This is a genomic window from Dorea longicatena (assembly GCF_024168045.1).
Lineage (GTDB): Bacteria > Bacillota > Clostridia > Lachnospirales > Lachnospiraceae > Dorea_A.
Genome location: NZ_CP100126.1, coordinates 899,157 through 918,876, shown reverse-complemented (window position 1 = coordinate 918,876; position 19,720 = coordinate 899,157). Strand labels below are relative to the sequence as shown.

Below are 19,720 nucleotides of genomic sequence, written 5' to 3'. Positions count from 1 at the left end.
CATTTACGGTTATAACTGACCGCACGAAAGCGGCAGAAAATAAAATATATAAAACAGTTTTTGTTCACGAAAACCTGACAATTTATATATTTTATTTTCTGCCGCTTTTTTGTTCTCATCTGCAGCACACATTACTAAAAATTTTTCTTCTCCATTGTTCTTCATTTTGATATGATATCTTTCTTTGGGATATTGGCAAATATCTTTTTTTCACTTATACTGGAATTACAGCGAAAATCTATATAAAAGAAAGGAATCCACGAATGAAAGAACTGATTTCTCACCTTCTCAAACAGGTGGCCGCAATTCTGGAATATGTGATTGCATTTATGCTTGCGATCGGTATCATACTGCTTTGCCTTCGTATGGTATGTTCACTTCAGTATATTCCGAATCTGAACACCTATCCGAATTACGATGATCTTCTCGAGGTTTGTTTTAATCTGATCATCGGTGTCGAATTGATCCGTATGATGTATTCGCACTCTCCGAGTACCGTATTTGAGGTTCTGCTTTTTGCGATTGCAAGACACATCATTATGGACCACACTTCCATCTACAGCAGTCTGATCGGCGTCTGTTCCATCGCAGTCTTATTTGCAACCAGAAAATTCTTATTCTCAGAATTCGACATAGCAGACGAAACGGTATTCCGTGCTTCAACCAAGGCTAAAGTTGTCAACAAGATTCTCAGCGTGAGCATTCCGCATGAAGCAGATGATACCCTTTCCAATGTACTGCTGCGGCATCTCGAAGAACAGAATATCACGCCCCGTGTTGGTGCATGTTATTACTTCCACGATTGCGGTCTGCGGGTTGCCAAACTTCATGATGGAAAAATTTCAAGAATTCAGGTAATTCGTGCTATACATTAGCGGCCAAACATGTTATACTACACATATCAGATAGATTGCCGGTTCGAGTAACAATTGTCAGATTATAATTCATTTATTTGATGATTGTATAACGTGCAATTATTTGAAATTATGTCGCAAAGGAGTTGGGCATCATGAAATTTATTATTATTGGAAAGAACATCGATGTAACACCAGGCTTAAGAGAGGCCGTAGAAAGCAAGTTAGGAAAGTTAGGAAGGTACTTTACTCCGAATACAGAGATTCACGTAACCTTAAGTGTACAGAAAGGACATCAGAAAATTGAAGTAACAATTCCTGTAAAGGGTGGTCTGGTTCGTTCCGAACAGGAAAGTTCTGATATGTATGTATCGATTGATCTTGTAGAAGAAGTCATCGAACGTCAACTTCGTAAATATAAAAATAAACTGGTAGCACGTGAACAGGAAGGCGGTAACTTCAAACAGGAATTCTTTGACGCCGAAGATAATATTGAAGATGACGGCGAGATTAAAATCGTACGTACCAAAAAATTCGGATTTAAACCTATGTATCCGGAAGATGCGTGTGTTCAGATGGAACTTCTCGGACATGATTTTTATGTATTCTGTAACGCAGAGTCTGACGAAGTAAATGTTGTATATAGACGTAAGAACGGAACATTTGGATTGATCGAACCAGAATTTTCTTAAAATTCTATATAAAATGCAACACAATACCTGTAATGCAGGATGCAAAAAAGAGACGGCAGCCTATCATGCCGTCTCTTTTTTATTTCCTGTATGCACCAGAAACCATCAAAGCAATTATTCCAAAACCGTTGGCACACCGTCAATCTCAGCATAATAACACTCTTCTTTCGGTGTCATATCTGCCTGTGCGTTCGTCCCTTCCGTAATTGCATGCATCACCTGTTCCAGTTCCGTCTTCGGGATCAGTACTTCCAATTCTACTTTATCCGTATATACCGTATCCAGTATTTTCAGCTCTCTCTGGGCCAGAATGTACTGGATCTTACCGAATGTTGTATAATCTGTCTCTATATGAAGTTTCACACCCAGAATCTTCGTTATCACGACCGATGCCCGCAGACCGGCTTTCACAGCTTGTGAATAAGCCCGAACCAGCCCTCCTGTCCCAAGCAGTGTACCGCCAAAATAACGTGTCACAACCACAGCCACATTCCTCAGTTCATTTCCAAGCAATACATCCAACATTGGTTTTCCGGCTGTTCCGTTCGGCTCTCCGTCATCACTGCAGCGCTGAAGCTGTCCTCTCTCTCCGATCACATATGCAAAACAGTTATGTCTGGCATCCCAGTATTTCTTTTTTGTCTTTTCTATAAATTCCAGTGCTTCTTCTTCATTCTCCACCGGTATTACAGTTGCGATAAATCTTGATTTTTTTTCTACAATCTCATCTTCTCCGCCCTGATAGATGGTTCTGTATTCTGGTAACATTTTGTCGTCCTTTCGTATAATTTGTAAATTTATACATAATATAATACCTAATTTCTTAAGATTTTCCTAGTCTAATATGAAGTTTTCATTTTTTTCTTTATAAAAGAGTGTACATTTGCTATAATAACCTGGTATAAAGGAGGCCTAAACGCATGAATTATGGAAAGAAAAAGGCTGCGAAAAGGCAGAAAAAAATAACGTCCAAATCTACGATGCAGGGAAAACGTATCGTTGTCCGTTTATTCAAAGCATTACTGATCTGTATTGTTCTTGCAGCAGTAGTCGGAGTAGCCGGCGGCGGTCTTTTTATAAAAAAGATCATTGATGATACTCCTCATGTCTCCGCATCTGACGTTAAACCGAAAGGATTTACCACTTTCGTCTACGCCGATGACGGCAGCACAGAGATTGAACGATTTGTATCTTCCGGTTCTAACAGGGTATACAAATCCGTTGATGAGATACCAAAAGATCTGCAGCATGCTTTTGTTGCGATTGAAGATGAACGTTTTTACAAACACAACGGTATAGATTTGCAGGGTATTGCCCGTGCTGCAGTAGTCGGCATTGCAAGAGGTGGTAATTTCACTGAAGGTGCCAGTACTCTTACACAGCAGCTGATCAAGAACAATGTGTTCCCGAACTTTACCAAAGAAAAAACGTTTTATGACAAATTCCAGCGTAAGATCCAGGAACAGTATCTTGCTTTACAGATTGAAAAGAAAATGGATAAAAGCGAGATCATTGAAAGTTATCTGAATACGATCAATCTTGGGCAGAACTGTCTCGGGGTTCAGGCTGCATCGCAGCGTTATTTCGGAAAAGATGTATCTGATCTGACCTTATCTGAATGTGCAGTCATTGCCGGAATCACACAAAGTCCAAGTACTTATGATCCGATCACTCATCCGGATAACAATAAAGTAAGACGCAATAAAGTATTAAAGAATATGCTGGAACAGGATTATATCAGCCAGAAACAATATGATGAAGCACTTGCCGATGATGTATATGCGCGGATCCAGACAACCAATACTGCTTCTCAGGCAGATAATACCTATAGTTATTTTGTTGATGCACTTGCCCAGCAAGTTATTCAGGATCTGAAAGACCAGCTTGGTTATACTGATACGCAGGCTTATAATGCTGTTTACAGCGGCGGTCTTAGTATTTATTCTACACAGAATCAAACCATGCAGCAGATCTGCGATGAAGAAGCCAATGATGATTCCAATTATCCGGGACTGAAAGAATATGGTCTGGATTATGCACTGACTGTAACCCGTGCCGATGGATCAACGGAAAATTATGGCAGCAATAACATCAAGAATTATGTAAAAGAAACTTACGGAAAAGATCAGGGACTTTTATATTCCAGCGAAGATGCTGCCAGAGCAATGGTCGAAGAATGGAAAGCAACAATTGCCAGGGAGGGAGATACTTATGATGAACGTATCACGATCACTCCGCAGCCACAGTCTTCTATCACGATCATGGATCAGAAGACCGGACAGATCAAAGCAATGGTCGGCGGACGTGGAGAAAAAGCTTCCAGCCTTGGTCTTAACAGAGCCTACCAGGGTTCTAAGAGACAGCCGGGATCTACATTCAAGATTCTTGCGGCTTATGCACCGGCATTAGATTCCTGTGACAAAACTCTTGCAACAACAATTGATGATGAACCATATACACTGAAAAACGGACAGGTTTTAAGAAATGCCAATAAGCAATATGGCGGTACTACAACTCTCCGTGAAGGTATCAAACGTTCCATCAACGTAGTAGCTGTAAAATTAAGTGATGAGATCACTCAGGAATTAGGCTATGAGTATTGTCAGAAATTCGGAATCAGTACTCTTGTAAAAAATAAGACGATCAATGGAAAAGTGTTCGATGACAGCACTTCCCAGACTCTTGCTCTTGGTGGTATCACAGAAGGTGTCTACAATTACGAAATGTGTGCAGCATATGCAACGATTGCCAACGGCGGCGAATATAATAAACCAACGCTTTACAGCAAAGTAGTTGACCATGATGGCAATGTCCTTCTGGATGGTACCGGCGAATCACATACCGTACTCAAAGACAGTACAGCATACCTTCTCACCAGCGCAATGGAAGATGTCGTCAATTCCGGTACCGGTACTGCATGCCAGCTTCCTAATATGCCGGTAGCCGGTAAAACTGGTACCACAACTTCCAACAAAGACTTATGGTTCTGTGGATTTACACCATATTATACCTGTGCCGTATGGGGAGGATATGATGACAACAAGGAATGTGATTATGACACAAGTTTCCGTTTCAGACTCTGGAAAGGTATCATGAGCCGTATTCACGAGAATCTGGAAGAAAAAGATTTCAAAGTTCCTTCTTCCGTTGAACGTAAAAGCATCTGTACAATTACAGGAAAACTCGCAGGAAGCGGATGCCCGTCTATTACAGAATATTTTGCAAAAGACACACTGCCTACCGAAACATGTTCCGGACATGGATATTCATACGGAAGCAAATCGAACTCTTCCACAGAAGACGACAGCAATTCTACTGCTAATACTTCCGGCGATTCCAATAGAGAAAACGGCAGTAATTCAACGGCCGGCAATACAACCGGTAACACAGCAACCGGCGGCGATACAACCGGCGGTACTACAACGGGCGGCTCAACCGGTAGTACTACAACGGGCGGCTCAACCGGTGGTTCAACCGGCGGTTCAACCGGCGGTACTACAGGTGGTTCAACCGGCGGTTCAACCGGCGGTACTACAGGTGGTTCAACCGGCAGCGATACAACCGGTGGCTCAACCGGCGGTACTACACCTCAGTAATATATAGAAAAATGCGGGATAGTTAAAACCATCCCGCATTTTTTATACATATTTTTTTGATTGTAAAATCAATCTCATTTTTTCCAATATCCTTTATGAAAGAATTAATTTAGCAGCTCCACAGATTCCTGCATCATTCCCTAATGTCGCAAGGACAAATTCGGTATCTTTGTTAGCAAAAAAAGCTCTCTCTTTAAAGTTCTTTTCCACATACTCTATCAGTACTTCACCTGCTTTGGATACACCCCCGCCAATCACAATTGCTGACGGATCTACCACTGCTGCCAAATTAGCCATTGCATGTCCGAGATATTTTCCAAATTCTTCTGCAATCTCTTTTGCCACTGCATCTCCGGCTTTCACTGCATCAAATACAGTCTTTGCACTGACTTCCTGCTCTCTTAATACTGACTTGGCATCATCTTTGGCAAGACGGATATTCGCCAGTCTGGTAATTCCTGTGGCTGATGCATATTGCTCCAGACATCCGGTATTACCACATCCGCAATGATCTGTCTCTTCATAATTCACACAGAGATGCCCAATCTCACCACCGGCACCATGCGCTCCTACCAATGGTTTTCCATCAATGATAATTCCACCACCTACACCTGTTCCAAGCGTTACCATAACGATATTTTTGCGTCCTTTGCCGGCTCCCAGCCACATTTCTCCAAGTGCGGCTACATTGGCATCATTACCGATCTCGGCTCTCATACCGGAAAGCTCTTCCATCTCTCTTTTTACTTCTTTATATCCCCATCCGAGGTTTGCAGTGTTCTGTACCACACCTTCTGCATTCACCGGTGCCGGAACTCCGACTCCGATTCCTTCCACCTCATCTCTGCCGATCTTCTTTTCTTCAAGCTTTTCCTTTAACGCCTCTGCGATATCCGGAAGAACTGCCTCTCCCTGATTCTCTGTACGGGTCTTAATCTCCCACTTATCTACAATCTCCCCATCGGTCGTAAACAAACCTAATTTTACTGTTGTTCCCCCGATATCTACACCAAAACAATATTTCATTTTGCTACTCTCCTATTTTTTTGTTAGATTCTGCTGTACACGCTTGTACAGTTCCTGTGCTGCATTATATCCCATCTGTTTCTGTCTGTGGTTAACGGCCGCTGTCTCAACAATAATCGCCAGATTACGTCCAGGACGTATTGGAAGATGATGACACACCACTTTATTTCCAAGGAATTCTGTATACTCTTCTTCCAGTCCGAGACGGTCATATTCTTTGTTCTTATTCCACTCTTCAAGCGTGATAACAAGATCAATATTCTGTGTCTCCCTGACACTCAGTACACCGAACAATGCTTTTACATCTACAATACCGATACCACGCAATTCAATGAAATGTCTTGTGATATCCGGTGCCGATCCAACCAGTGTCTCATCACTGACTCTGCGGATCTCTACGACATCATCACTGACAAGACGGTGTCCACGCTTGATCAGTTCCAGTGCGGCTTCACTCTTACCGATTCCACTTTCACCCATGATCAGCACACCAACACCGTATACATCAACCAGCACACCATGAATAGAAATGCATGGTGCAAGTTCCACATTCAGCCATCGGATAATCTCTGCTGTAAATTCCGATGTCTTCTTCTCTGTCTGGAATACAGGGATATTTGCCTTTTCTGCCATCTCCAGAAGCATCTTTTCCGGTGGAAGATTCCTGCAGAAGATCAGGCAAGGGATCTTATAAGAAAGCAGTGTCTCATAAATCCGCTTTTTCTTATCTTCATCTGTCATCTTCTCCAGAAATGTATATTCTACATAACCAATGATCTGTACACGTTCTGAATCAAAATGTTCAAAAAATCCTGTAAGCTGCAGTGCCGGTCTGTTAATATCTGGTATCTCTACATCTTTATCAGACAAATCTACATCCGGTGTTAAATTTTTAAGATTCATTTTTTCAACAAGTGTTTTTAATTCAACTTTATTCGCCATATTCTTCTACCTCACACGCATTAAAAATCTCTTTAATTATTATACCATACTTAATGATTCTGGTGAAAAAATTTATATACTTCCTGTGCAGATTTTTCATTCATACTTGGCAGTTCTTTTAACTCTTCTACTGTTGTATTACGGATTGCATCAATATTCTCAAAGCACCGCATCAGATCTTTTCTTCTTGCAGGGCCGACTCCCGGAATATCGTCCAGCACAGAATGCACCTGCCCCTTGCTGCGCAATTGTCTGTGAAATGTAATTGCAAAACGGTGCGCTTCGTCCTGTATCCTGGTAATCAGCCGGAAACATTCCGAGTTGCGGTCAATCGGAAGTTCAGTATTATTAAAATACAGTCCTCTCGTTCTGTGATTGTCATCTTTTACCATTCCACACACCGGAATATGCAGATGAAGCTTTTCCAGTACTTCCAGTGCTATATTCACCTGCCCCCGTCCTCCGTCCATCATGATCAGATCCGGAAATATCTGAAAGCCTCCGGTTTCACTTTCTTCCTGCTGTTCACGCAATCCATGCCCGAATCTTCTGGTCAGTACTTCATTCATACTGGCATAATCATCCGGACCCTGCACAGTTTTAATTTTGAATTTGCGGTAATCGTTCCGTTTTGGTTTCCCATGTTCATAGACTACCATCGATCCGACAGAATCGAATCCGTTCGTATTGGAAATATCATATGCCTCCATGCGTATGATGCCTTTTAGTCCCAGTATCTTTTCCAGTTCTTTCACTGCACCGATCGTTCTTCCCTCTTCACGTTTCAGACGTTCTCTGTCATTCTTTAACACCATCTGCGCATTCTTTTGTGCCAGTTCTACCAGTTTTTCCTTCGTTCCCTTCTTCGGAATGCGAAGATGTACTCTGCGTTCTCTCCTTGCCGTCAGCCATTCTTCAATGATATCCTGATCTTCAATCTCTTCCGGCAGCATCAGTTCCGCAGGAATATATGGTGTACCTGCATAGAACTGCTTGATAAAGCTTGACAATATCTCGCCTTCCGTATCATTTTCTGCGCTCTTCAGATAAAAATGATCCCGTCCGATCAGTCTTCCGCTTCGAATAAAGAATACCTGCACAACTGCATCTTCTCCCTCAGAAGCCATTGCAATGATATCTCTGTCATCTCCTGCCGTATCTGTAATTTTCTGCTTCTGAGCAACCTTCTGTACACTTGTAAGCAGTTCTCTGTATTCAATTGCTTTTTCGAACTCCAGACTATCCGATGCTGCCATCATCTTTTCTTCCAGTTCTTTTAACACCAGATCATAATGTCCATTCAGGAAACGTACAACTTCGTCTATGGATTTCCGATACTCTTCCTGAGAAATGTATCCCTGGCATGGTGCCTGGCACTGATGGATATGATAATTCAGACAAGGTCTCTCTTTCCCTATGTCTTTTGGCAGCGAACGGTTACAGCTGCGGATATGATAAAGCTTACGGATCAATTCTATCGTATCTTTCACTGCACCTGCACTGGTATAAGGCCCAAAATATTTTGCCTTGTCCTTCTTCATCTGTCTTGCCAGCATAACCCTCGGAAACGGCTCATTTACTGTAACTTTTATAAACGGATAACTCTTGTCATCCATCAGCATAGTATTATACTTCGGTCTGTGTTCCTTTATCAGATTACACTCCAACACCAGTGCTTCCAATTCAGAATCTGTCACAATGTATTCAAATCTGGAAATATGTGTCACCATCTGTTCTATCTTGGCACCTTTATTCCTGCTGCTCTGAAAATACTGACGGACACGGTTCTTAAGGCTGATTGCCTTTCCGACATAGATGATTGCATCCTTTTCATCGTGCATCAGGTATACACCCGGTTTTCCAGGCAGCTTCTTCAGTTCCTCCTGTATGTTAAAATTCTCCATATACGTCTCCTGTATATTTTCTATTTTCTAATTCTAAACATCTTCTCTGATTTTTTGAATCCTGTTATCGCTCTTTTTCCGACTCTTTTACAATCAATAAAGAATAATAGCCTGCCTGCTCCGGAACATCTTCTATTCTTTCATAGATCCGCTCCTCTGGCATTCCACAGTTTTCTATCATCTTTACATTCACATTTCCGTCTTTTTCTTCCAGAGTCCTCTTTACTTCACTTATTCCGGATGCGGACTTCATCAGAATCTTTGTACCGGAATAGTTTAGTGCCGCTTCCATCCCATAGCTGGATGGGATTACATGAAGTTCTTCTGCCCGGTCAACAAGACTGTCATCCATTCTCGCCGCTGCAGCACAAAAGGACGGAATTCCGCTGATGATCGTTGTCTCATACCCTTTTGCTTTTATTATGCGGTGGATGTACATATAAGTCGAATAGATTGTCGGATCTCCCAGCGTCAGATATGCTACATCCTTCCCTTTTTCCAGTTCTTCTATAATTCTCCCTGCTGCATTTTCATAATTTCGATCCAGAATCTGTCTGTCCTTTGTCATCGGCGTATCCAGATCCAGGAATTCTTTTTCTTCCATGTTCTCTATCATCTCCGCTGCAATCCTGTAGCTGACCGCATGTTTCCTGCCTCTCGCAGGCACTGCGAGCACTTGGCATTCCTTTATGATACGCACTGCTTTATATGTCATAAGTTCCGGATCTCCTGGTCCGACTCCAACTCCGAATAATCTTCCCTTCATACTCTTTCCTCCAGAATACTCTCATCCTGCCTATTATATACCAGGCAGATATAATTGAAAAGAAAAAAGATACAGGGCCTTCTCAAACTTTACCCTGTATCTTTCCTCGTATATCTATTCTCTTTATACTTATTCTTCTTCGCAGACAACTTCCTTTATTGCTTCAACAGGTTCTTCGGCTGTATCATCTGCAGATTTCATAACAAACCCTTCACCTTCTACCGGATTCATACCGATTCTTGCTTCTTCCTTCTTCGGTGCATCCGGATCAATTCCTTCTACTTCATGGAAGATTTCCATAAATTCTTTTCCGGTGATCGTCTCTTTTTCGATCAGGAATGCCGCAATCCTATCCAGTGACTGTCTGTGATCTCTCAGCAGTTGTTTTGCTTCTTCATAGGCATCTTTCAGCATCTTCATGACTTCTTCATCAATCTCGGATGCTGTCTGCTGTCCACAGTTGCTGACCGGACGTCCGTCCAGATAACGGTTCTGAATGGATTCCAGACCGATCAGTCCGAACTTCTCACTCATACCATACTGTGTGATCATGGCTCTTGCAACGCTTGTTGCTTTCTCGATATCATTGGAAGCTCCCGTTGTAACCGTATCAAATACCACTTCTTCTGCGGCACGTCCTGCAAGCAATCCGACTAACATCGCCTGAAGTTCCTTCTTCGTATTCAGGAATTTTTCTTCCTCCGGAGTCTGCATAACATAACCAAGTGCTCCCATCGTACGTGGAACAATCGTAATCTTCTGTACCGGTTCCGCATCTTTCTGCAATGCGCTTACCAGCGCATGTCCGACTTCATGGTAGGAAACGATTCTCCGTTCTTCCTGACTCATAATCCGGTCTTTCTTCTCTTTTCCTACAAGTACTACTTCTACTGCTTCAAATAAGTCTGACTGACACACTGCATTTCTTCCATGTTTTACTGCATTGATTGCTGCCTCATTGATCATATTGGCGAGATCGGAACCAACTGCTCCTGAAGTTGCCAGTGCAATCTCTTCCAGATTAACAGTCTCATCCATCTTTACATCTTTAGAATGTACCTTCAGGACCTCTACACGTCCTTTCAGATCTGGTTTTTCCACGATGATTCGTCTGTCAAAACGTCCTGGTCTCAATAACGCAGGATCCAGGATCTCCGGTCTGTTGGTTGCTGCAAGAAGCACCAGTCCTTTATTGCTTTCAAATCCATCCATCTCCGCAAGAAGCTGGTTCAGTGTCTGTTCACGCTCATCGTTGCCGCCCATCTGATTGTCACGGCTCTTACCGATTGCATCAATCTCATCAATGAAAATGATACATGGTGCCATCTGCTGAGCCTGTTTAAACAGATCACGTACCCTGGATGCTCCTACCCCGACATACATTTCCACAAATGCTGAACCGCTCAGTGAGAAGAATGGTACCTTTGCTTCACCGGCTACTGCTTTCGCCAAAAGTGTCTTACCGGTTCCCGGAGGACCGACTAACAACGCTCCCTTCGGAAGCTTTGCACCGACACTCGTATATTTCCCGGGATTATGCAGAAAATCTACTACTTCCTGTAAGGACTCTTTTGCTTCATCCTGACCGGCCACATCTTTAAATGTCACACCTGTCTGCTTCTCTACATACATCTTGGCATTGCTCTTACCGATTCCCATCATGCCGCCGCCTTTTGACATACGCTTTGTCATCCAGACGATCATTCCGACAAAGAATGCGATTGGCAGGAATGTTAAGATAACGTTCATTGCTACCGCGGATGTGGTATCCGGAATCTCCTGATTAAATTCTACACCGGCTTTTTCCAGACGGTTGGTCAGTTCGTCATCATTCACAACTCCGGTATAATATTCCTGTGAAATTCCACTGTCCTTATCCTTCTTCGTGACAATCATGATCTTATCACTCTGAATCTCTACTTTTTTGACCTTGCCGTCATCTACCATCTTCAGGAATTTATTATAAGTAATCTCTTTTGCAGAGGTCATTCCCTGAAACTGGAACAGTGCAACCACAAGAATCGATGTAATAACTGTGACCAATAAAATAAACGAAATACCTTGTTTATTATTCTTGTTATTCTTATTATTTTGGTTGTCCATTTTAATCCTCCTGTATAACTAATTATTATAAAGACCACTATGTTAGAAATCAATAAAAACATTATGAAAAGATTGTAAACTTCCTATGTGTTGTAGTATACTTGAAATGAAAATGCTTATGCCGATTCCGGCAGATTTTCCACTATAAAAAATCAAATATATTTTAGATGAGGGAATGTACTTATGAAAATTGGATTCGATAATGAAAAATACCTGAAGATGCAGTCTGAACATATCCGTGAACGTATCGGACAATTTGACAACAAACTGTATCTAGAATTCGGAGGCAAACTTTTTGATGATTTCCATGCCTCCAGAGTTCTTCCTGGATTCCAGCCTGACAGCAAACTCCGTATGTTATGCGAGCTGTCCGATCAGGCCGAAATCGTCATCGTCATCAGCGCTGAAGATATTGAAAAGAATAAGATCCGTGGTGACCTTGGTATCACGTATGATTCCGATGTACTCCGCCTGATGCATATCTATCAGGGACTTGGGCTCTATGTCGGAAGTGTCGTTATTACCAAATATAACGCACAGGAAAGTGCCGAATTATTCAAAAATCGTCTGGAAAAGCTTGGCATCAAAGTGTACCGTCACTACCTGATTCCCGGATATCCGACAAATGTACCTTTTATCGTAAGTGACGATGGTTACGGAAAAAATGATTATATAGAAACAAGCCGTCCTCTGGTCGTTGTGACTGCTCCGGGACCTGGAAGTGGAAAGATGGCTGTCTGCCTGTCACAATTATATCATGAACACAAGCACGGAATCAAAGCAGGTTACGCCAAATTTGAGACATTTCCAATCTGGAATATTCCGTTAAAACATCCGGTCAACCTGGCTTACGAGGCAGCTACGGCCGACCTGAATGATATTAATATGATAGATCCGTTCCACCTGGAAGCCTATGGTGAGACAACGATCAACTATAACCGTGATGTAGAGATTTTCCCTGTATTAAATGCCATGTTCCAGCGCATCTACGGAGAAAGTCCTTACAAATCCCCAACAGATATGGGGGTAAATATGGCTGGCAACTGTATCTGCAATGATGACGCGTGTAGAAACGCTTCCTGTCAGGAAATCATCCGCAGATACTATGCGTCCAGGAGAAGACTTCTTCTCGGCGCATGCTCTGAAGAAGAAACTTATAAATTAGAAATGTTAATGAACCAGGCAGATATTACCGTTCATGACCGTCCGGTAGTCGATGCGGCTCTCACCGAATCCGAGCGTACAGGCGGGCCTGCAGCTGCACTGGAACTCCCAGACGGCTCGATCGTGACAGGCAAGACATCGGATCTTCTTGGCGCATGCTCTGCTCTTCTTTTGAATGCATTAAAAGAACTTGCAGGTATCGGACATGAGATCAAGATCATCTCTCCACAGGCGATCGAACCAATCCAGAGTCTGAAAACAAAATATCTGGGAAGCCGCAATCCACGCCTTCATACCGATGAAGTTCTGATTGCCCTTTCTGTAAGTGCTGCTACCAGTGAAGATGCAAAACTTGCGATGGAACAGCTTCCTAAATTAAAAGGCTGTCAGGCTCATGTATCTGTTATGCCGGGGTCTGTAGACATCAAACAATTCAAACTGCTGTCTATTCAGGCAACTTTTGAAGCAAAATATGAAAAAAACTCTGTATTTTTTAATAACAAAGGTGTATAATCTTAAAGTATTTTTTTTGAACACTTTATATAACAGAGAAACTAATTTTGACTTAAGGAGGAAGTTATGGCAGTAAAATACGTATTCGTTACAGGCGGTGTAGTATCTGGATTAGGTAAGGGGATTACAGCCGCATCTCTCGGACGTCTGCTGAAAGCTCGTGGTTACACAGTTACAATGCAGAAATTCGATCCGTACATCAACATTGACCCTGGTACTATGAACCCTGTACAGCATGGTGAAGTATTTGTAACTGATGATGGTGCTGAGACCGACCTTGACCTTGGACATTATGAAAGATTCATCGATGAAAGTCTGAGCAAGAATTCCAACGTAACAACCGGTAAGATTTACTGGTCTGTTCTTCAGAAGGAACGCCGTGGAGATTTTGGCGGAGGAACGGTTCAGGTTATCCCACATATTACAAATGAAATCAAATCCCGTTTTTATCGCAATCCAGCCGCTGAGAATACGGAAATTGCCATTATTGAAGTCGGCGGAACCGTTGGTGACATCGAAAGTCAGCCTTTCCTGGAAGCCATTCGTCAGTTCCAGCATGAAAAAGGACGTGAAAATGTTATCCTGATTCATGTCACACTGATTCCATATCTGAAGGCTTCTCAGGAAATGAAGACAAAACCTACCCAGGCAAGCGTTAAAGATCTTCAGGGAATGGGAATCCAGCCGGATATTCTGGTATGCCGTTCCGAATATCCACTCGGTGTCGGACTGAAAGACAAAATCGCATTATTCTGTAATGTACCGTCTAATCATGTACTGCAGAATCTGGATGTAGAATATCTGTATGAAGCTCCTCTTGCAATGGAAGAAGAGAATCTTGCAGGTGTTGTATGTGAATGTCTCCACCTCGACTGCCCGGAACCGGATTTAAAAGACTGGACAGAAATGGTCGACTACCTTAAGAATCCAACCACCGAAGTCACAGTTGCTTTGGTTGGTAAATATATTCAGCTTCATGATGCTTACATCAGTGTTGTAGAAGCATTAAAACACGGTGGAATCTTCAGCCGTGCTACTGTAAATATCAAATGGATCGATTCAGAAACCGTTACTGCCGATAATGCCGAGGAATTATTTAGTGACGTAAGTGGTATCCTGGTTCCCGGCGGATTCGGTAACCGTGGTATCGAAGGAAAGATCGAGGCGATCAAATATGCACGTACACACAATATACCGTTCTTAGGTCTCTGCCTCGGAATGCAGCTTTCTATCGTAGAATTTGCAAGAGATGTCATCGGTTACAATGATGCTCACAGTGCAGAACTTGATCCAAACACCACTCATCCGGTCATCCATATCATGCCAGAGCAGATTGGCATTGAAGATATCGGCGGAACTTTAAGACTTGGGGCTTATCCTTGTGTACTTGATAAGACATCCAAAGCTTACGAAATGTACGGAACAGATCAGATCAGTGAGCGCCACCGTCATCGTTACGAGGTCAATAATGACTACCGCGAGGCTCTTACTTCTCACGGCATGAAGCTCTCCGGTCTCTCACCGGACGGAAGGATTGTTGAAATGATTGAAATTCCTGAACATCCTTGGTTCATCGCCACACAGGCACATCCGGAATTAAAATCAAGACCGAACAGACCGCATCCATTGTTCAGAGGATTTATCGAAGCTTCTCTGAAATATCAGGAAGAACATAAATAACTATTAAACGAATAAAAACAGGGAAGCTGTTGCTAACGCTTGCGTATCATGCAACACCTTCCCTGTTTTTATCTCTGTATATAACGGATCCGATAACAGATTTTCCGTCCTTATACCGACCAGCTTACAGAACTTCCCTTTTCCGTCTTTTTCACTACAAGCTTATGATCGATCTGTTCTTTCAGTTCATTTACATGTGAAATAATTCCCACCAGTCTGTCTTTATCCGCAAGATCATTCAGTACACGAATTGCCTGATCTCTCGATGCATCATCCAGAGATCCGAACCCTTCATCTATAAACATCGTATCCAGATGGATCGCACCTGCTGTATTCTGCACTATATCAGAAAGTCCCAATGCCATAGACAGCGCTGCCATAAAAGATTCTCCGCCGGATAAGGTTTTGACATCTCTGATCGTATCTGTTGCCATATGATACACATCCAGTTCCAGTCCGGCCTGTCCCTGGCTTCCCAGCTTTTCAACATCTCTGCATTGCAGAATGAATTCGCCGGATGTCATACGGATCAGCCTCTTATTTGCGGCACGTATGATCTGCCGAAAATATTGCCTCTGGATATAAGTCTCGAAGTCCAGTTTTGCACTTCCACTCAGATTTCCATTCGCCGTCTTACTCAGATTACCAATGATTTCATACTGGTTCTGCAGTCCACTGTTCTTCTCAAAATTGCGTCTCAGATTATCCCTGATTTCTCTATTCTTTTCATTGATATTATGAAGCCTCATATATTCCCTGCGGATCTGCTCCAGCACTTCAGATGCTTCTTTCATTTCCTGTTTGATCTGCGCTATATCTTTCCTTTCTTTCCCCTTCAATTGCTGTTCCAGTAATTTTCTGTTTGCTTCCAGTTCCTGAAGTTCTCTCTGATATGCTTCTGTCCACCGTTCTGCTTCTTCCAGTTCCGTCTCCTTCATGCATTTCCTATGATAACTCTCCTCATCCGCAAATCCCTGTGCCTTCATTACCTGCTCATAACGGAGTTTCTTTTTCTCTGCTTCTTTCTGAGATTGTAAAGCAGATGTCTTCACGGTCTTACTACGTCCTTCCAGTTCCTTTTCTTTATTTTGCATTTCTGTCAGACGTCTGGTCACTGTCTCATAATTCTTTCTCAACTGCTCCAAAGCTCCTACTGTCTGTGCCAGATGTTTTTCTGCTTCTTCTATGGTCTCATATGGCAGTTTCTCCTTCGCAGTCTGATATTCAGCCTGTACTTTTGTATATACCAGCTTTGATTCCGTCAGGCATTGGTCCGTTTCCCATTCTTTTCTTTCCAGTTCCACCGACTGCTCCGCAATCTGTTCCTGATTCTTCTTTAATGCTTTGCATTTTTCGGAAATCTGTTCCAGTTGTTTTAATTGTTCTTCTGTTTCTGCAAACGTCTGTCCCAGATTTTGCATAATCTTTTTCCAGTTAGTCTTAACTCCGTCTTCCGGCGCATCTTTTATGTTCATTTGAAGCGTCTGGCAGATTTCCTGTGCTGCCTGGTATCCTGCAAGACATTCCCGGAATGCAGCGACTTTTATATCTCTTGTTTTTTCTTTCCTGTCTCTTTCCTCCTTTGCAGATTCTACTTCTGCCTGTGTCGGTGCTTCGTCACTCAATAATGTAATCTGAGGATGGTCTCTGGAACCACAGACCGGACAAGGCTGTCCTGCTTCCAGTGTCAAAGCCAGTATTCCCGCCTGTTCTTTCAGAAACTTCTGATACTTCATTTCATATTCCGCCCATGCATGTTCATAATTCTTCTGTTCACATTCAGCTTCTTTCTTTGCTCTTTCGCAGTCTTCCTTTAATTGTTCTTTTCTGTTTTCCTGTCTGTCCAGTTCCTTATATTGCCGCATTTTTTCTTCTGTCTGTTGTTTTTTATTTCTGCATTCATTTATGCATATCTCAACATCTTCATGTTGCTTTAGAAATTCAATTATTTCTTCGCTCTTATTCTGCAGGATTTCATTCTTTTCTTTTATTATTCTTGCATGATTTAAATATTTTTTTATTTCTTCTGCAAGTTTATTCAAAGTTTCCTGCTTTTTATTAATACTCTCATATTGCAAAATTGCATCCTGTATCCGCACTTTTTTCTCGGTCAGTACAATCTCTTTTTCTGTCTTTTCTTTCACAGCCTCTTTCTGATCTTCTGTAAGTTCCTGCAACAATTGTCTGCATTCCTGTAATTTCTTTTGAAGACTATGATCCTGTGTTTTTAACTCTGTCAGCCTTTTTTCTTCTTCCAGATATCTCTTTTCCTCTGTTCTGACACGTTCTGCACTCTTACCGGACTGTATCTGCTCCTTCATAAGCTCATATTTTGCCTTTTCCGCTGTTTTTTCTTTCAGATGGCTCAGTACCTGTCCATACGAATCAAAGAGCTGATCTAGAAGTTCTGCTTCCTTCAGAAGACGGTTCTTATCTTCCAGAAGCACCTGTGCCCCGTCTGCTTCTTTTTTGCAGGCCTTTTCCAATCGGCTTCCCTGTCCGATGATTTCTTTTAGTATCTCCGATATTCTGTCTCTGTCCGGAATATCCTGTCCGGATACTTCTTTCCATTTTCTGCTGAGCTCCGTTTCTTTTCCGTTCTCACACACCGGATACTCTGTCCTGGCCATCTCAAGCTTCATTTCCTGCAGATTCTGTTCCAGTTTGACATATAACTGTACTGCCTGTTTCTTCAATTCTTCCTGTATTCTGTAATAAAAGCGTGTCTGAAATATTCTGGAAAATATCTTTTTCCGTTCTTTTGATTCAGCCAGCAGAAGCTTCAGAAATTCTCCCTGTGCAATCATGGAAATCTGGGTAAACTGATCTGCATCCAGCCCTGTAATTTCTACGATCTTCTGATCCGTCTCTCTCTTCTTTCCTTTGAATACACTTCCATCCGGCAGTGTCAGTTCTACCTTTGGGGTCTCCTTCACATATCTCAGTGACCCGTCTGCATATTTTCTTTTTCCCAGGCGCATATATTCCGGATTTCTTAGTATCTTATATTGTTTCTTTTGATATATAAACGTGTACTCAACATAAGTATCCGTTCCTTCATCCGCATACTGGCTCCGCATCATATTTCCATCTCTGGTGCCGCCGCTGGTCCTGTCATACAACGCATATGTGATTGCATCAAAGATCGTAGTCTTACCTGCACCTGTATCTCCTGTGATCAGAAACAGTCCATTGGGAATCTCTGTAAAATCAATCTCTGTTCTGCCGGCATATGATCCGAACGCTGACATAATAAGCTTAACCGGTCTCATCTACTCCACTCCCTTCACATTGTCAAAGATTTCTTTCATGATTGTCTCCTCCTGCGTATTCATCTCTCTTCCCTGCATCTCCTTATAGAATTCACAAAAAGAGGTAAACGGATCCTTCATAACAAGTTCTTCATCCATTTCTTTTAATTTGGTTCTTGTTCTCTGATTATCTACCCGGATCTCTAATATATGGGAAAATACCCGTTCCAGCTGCTCTTTCGGTTTATATGGATCGATCTCATCTGTCAGCGTAATACTGATATAATCCTCTTTTTCTTCTTCACCGGCTTCTTTTATAATTTCTTCCAGCGTTCCTTTTTTCTTCCTGACATCTCTGAGCGGATGCAGCGGATAGCATGCAATTTCCGGCTTCTCCCCTTTTTCTTTTAAAGTCACCACAGTAAGACTTTTGGTCTGCGTGCTCTCACTGACAGAATACTTCAAAAGCGTACCGCAATACCGGATTTTTGGCCTGCTGACGTACTGTGCCCCATGAAGATGTCCAAGCGCCACATAATCAAATTCTTTCACTGCCCCGATATCTACATTATCAATCCCTCCTACGGAAAATACTTCCGAATCACAGGTTTCCGGACTTCCTTCCTTTTCTCCTACATAAAACTGATGGGAAACTAATACATTTCTTTTATTATTATAATCTATCTCTTCTCGTTTAATGATTTCTCTCACAGCATCTGCATATGTCTCTGGGACATTGTTAACAAAAACATTTCTTACATATCCAGGTTTCATAAATGGCAACAGATAAAAATCTACCTCTCCATATGTATCCTGCAATGTTACTTTTTCAATATGCTCTTCCGGCTGCTCCGGAACATTCCCCACAAGATAAATATGATGCCGTCTCAAAATCTCTGAAGCATAATTCAGACGATCAGGTGAATCATGATTTCCGCTGATGATCAGAATCGGAATTGCCGGTGTGATCTCTGAAAGTTCCGTCAGGAACTCATCAAATATAGTCACTGCTTCCGCTGATGGAACTGACTTATCATAAATATCCCCGGCAATCACAATTGCATCCGGACGCAATTCTTTTGCATAGGCAATGACCTCTTTTAAGATCACCTGCTGATCTTCTTTTAAATTATAACGATGAAGCTGCTTTCCGATATGCAGATCCGATAAATGGAAAAATTTCATACCTGTCCACATCCCTTCTATTTTATTTGCATCTTTCTCTATAT

At 42.2% G+C, this 19,720-nt stretch carries 14 protein-coding genes; 5 read left to right on the top strand and 9 right to left on the bottom strand.

Features of this window, described 5'->3' with window-relative positions; translation table 11 throughout:
* Positions 1 to 9: 9 nt before the first annotated feature.
* The gene (locus NKF87_RS04415; protein ID WP_161143381.1) at positions 10 to 165 is read right to left on the bottom strand and encodes a hypothetical protein; all 156 of its coding nucleotides are present in this window, start codon (positions 163 to 165) and stop codon (positions 10 to 12) included.
* A gap of 98 nt (positions 166 to 263) precedes the next feature.
* Here NKF87_RS04415 and NKF87_RS04410 point away from each other — a divergent pair, with 98 nt between their 5' ends.
* Both NKF87_RS04410 and hpf read left to right on the top strand, forming a co-directional pair.
* Complete coding sequence (locus tag NKF87_RS04410; protein ID WP_022415036.1) at positions 264 to 875, top strand: hypothetical protein; 612 nt, start codon at positions 264 to 266, stop codon at positions 873 to 875.
* Positions 876 to 1,009: 134 nt separating this feature from the next.
* Positions 1,010 to 1,546: a ribosome hibernation-promoting factor, HPF/YfiA family gene (gene hpf / locus NKF87_RS04405; RefSeq protein WP_006426234.1), complete on the top strand. Its 537-nt coding sequence runs from the start codon at positions 1,010 to 1,012 to the stop codon at positions 1,544 to 1,546.
* 114 nt (positions 1,547 to 1,660) lie between these two features.
* On the opposite strand, the gene NKF87_RS04400 is transcribed toward hpf, so the two are convergent.
* Positions 1,661 to 2,314 (bottom strand): YigZ family protein, encoded by a 654-nt coding sequence (locus NKF87_RS04400; protein ID WP_055281416.1) that lies wholly within the window; start codon positions 2,312 to 2,314, stop codon positions 1,661 to 1,663.
* Positions 2,315 to 2,466: 152 nt separating this feature from the next.
* Between NKF87_RS04400 and NKF87_RS04395 the strand changes: the two genes are divergently transcribed.
* Positions 2,467 to 5,142, top strand: coding sequence for a transglycosylase domain-containing protein (locus NKF87_RS04395; protein ID WP_253584060.1), 2,676 nt, complete (start codon positions 2,467 to 2,469; stop codon positions 5,140 to 5,142).
* A gap of 93 nt (positions 5,143 to 5,235) precedes the next feature.
* On the opposite strand, the gene NKF87_RS04390 is transcribed toward NKF87_RS04395, so the two are convergent.
* From NKF87_RS04390 to ftsH, 5 genes are all read right to left on the bottom strand, one after another.
* On the bottom strand, positions 5,236 to 6,168 hold the full coding sequence (locus NKF87_RS04390; protein WP_117597129.1) for an ROK family glucokinase: 933 nt from the start codon (positions 6,166 to 6,168) through the stop codon (positions 5,236 to 5,238).
* Between the two features lie 12 nt (positions 6,169 to 6,180).
* Positions 6,181 to 7,110, bottom strand: coding sequence for an HPr(Ser) kinase/phosphatase (gene hprK / locus NKF87_RS04385; RefSeq protein WP_055281409.1), 930 nt, complete (start codon positions 7,108 to 7,110; stop codon positions 6,181 to 6,183).
* 50 nt (positions 7,111 to 7,160) lie between these two features.
* Entirely contained in the window at positions 7,161 to 9,014 is a 1,854-nt protein-coding gene (uvrC, locus tag NKF87_RS04380) for an excinuclease ABC subunit UvrC (protein WP_117597127.1), read from the bottom strand.
* A gap of 64 nt (positions 9,015 to 9,078) precedes the next feature.
* The gene (gene cobI, locus NKF87_RS04375) at positions 9,079 to 9,780 is read right to left on the bottom strand and encodes a precorrin-2 C(20)-methyltransferase (protein ID WP_117597125.1); all 702 of its coding nucleotides are present in this window, start codon (positions 9,778 to 9,780) and stop codon (positions 9,079 to 9,081) included.
* Positions 9,781 to 9,909: 129 nt separating this feature from the next.
* Positions 9,910 to 11,883 carry an ATP-dependent zinc metalloprotease FtsH gene (ftsH, locus tag NKF87_RS04370; protein ID WP_055281402.1) on the bottom strand — a complete coding sequence of 658 codons (1,974 nt, stop codon included), beginning with the start codon at positions 11,881 to 11,883 and terminating at the stop codon, positions 9,910 to 9,912.
* 183 nt (positions 11,884 to 12,066) lie between these two features.
* Here ftsH and NKF87_RS04365 point away from each other — a divergent pair, with 183 nt between their 5' ends.
* Positions 12,067 to 13,560 carry a DUF1846 domain-containing protein gene (locus tag NKF87_RS04365; RefSeq protein WP_055281400.1) on the top strand — a complete coding sequence of 498 codons (1,494 nt, stop codon included), beginning with the start codon at positions 12,067 to 12,069 and terminating at the stop codon, positions 13,558 to 13,560.
* A gap of 66 nt (positions 13,561 to 13,626) precedes the next feature.
* On the top strand, positions 13,627 to 15,240 hold the full coding sequence (locus NKF87_RS04360; protein WP_055281397.1) for a CTP synthase: 1,614 nt from the start codon (positions 13,627 to 13,629) through the stop codon (positions 15,238 to 15,240).
* Positions 15,241 to 15,350: 110 nt separating this feature from the next.
* Here NKF87_RS04360 and NKF87_RS04355 read toward each other — a convergent pair whose 3' ends face one another.
* Positions 15,351 to 18,512 (bottom strand): AAA family ATPase, encoded by a 3,162-nt coding sequence (locus NKF87_RS04355; RefSeq protein WP_117597123.1) that lies wholly within the window; start codon positions 18,510 to 18,512, stop codon positions 15,351 to 15,353.
* Positions 18,513 to 19,676 carry an exonuclease SbcCD subunit D gene (locus NKF87_RS04350; protein ID WP_117597120.1) on the bottom strand — a complete coding sequence of 388 codons (1,164 nt, stop codon included), beginning with the start codon at positions 19,674 to 19,676 and terminating at the stop codon, positions 18,513 to 18,515. It lies immediately after the preceding gene.
* Positions 19,677 to 19,720 lie beyond the last annotated feature (44 nt).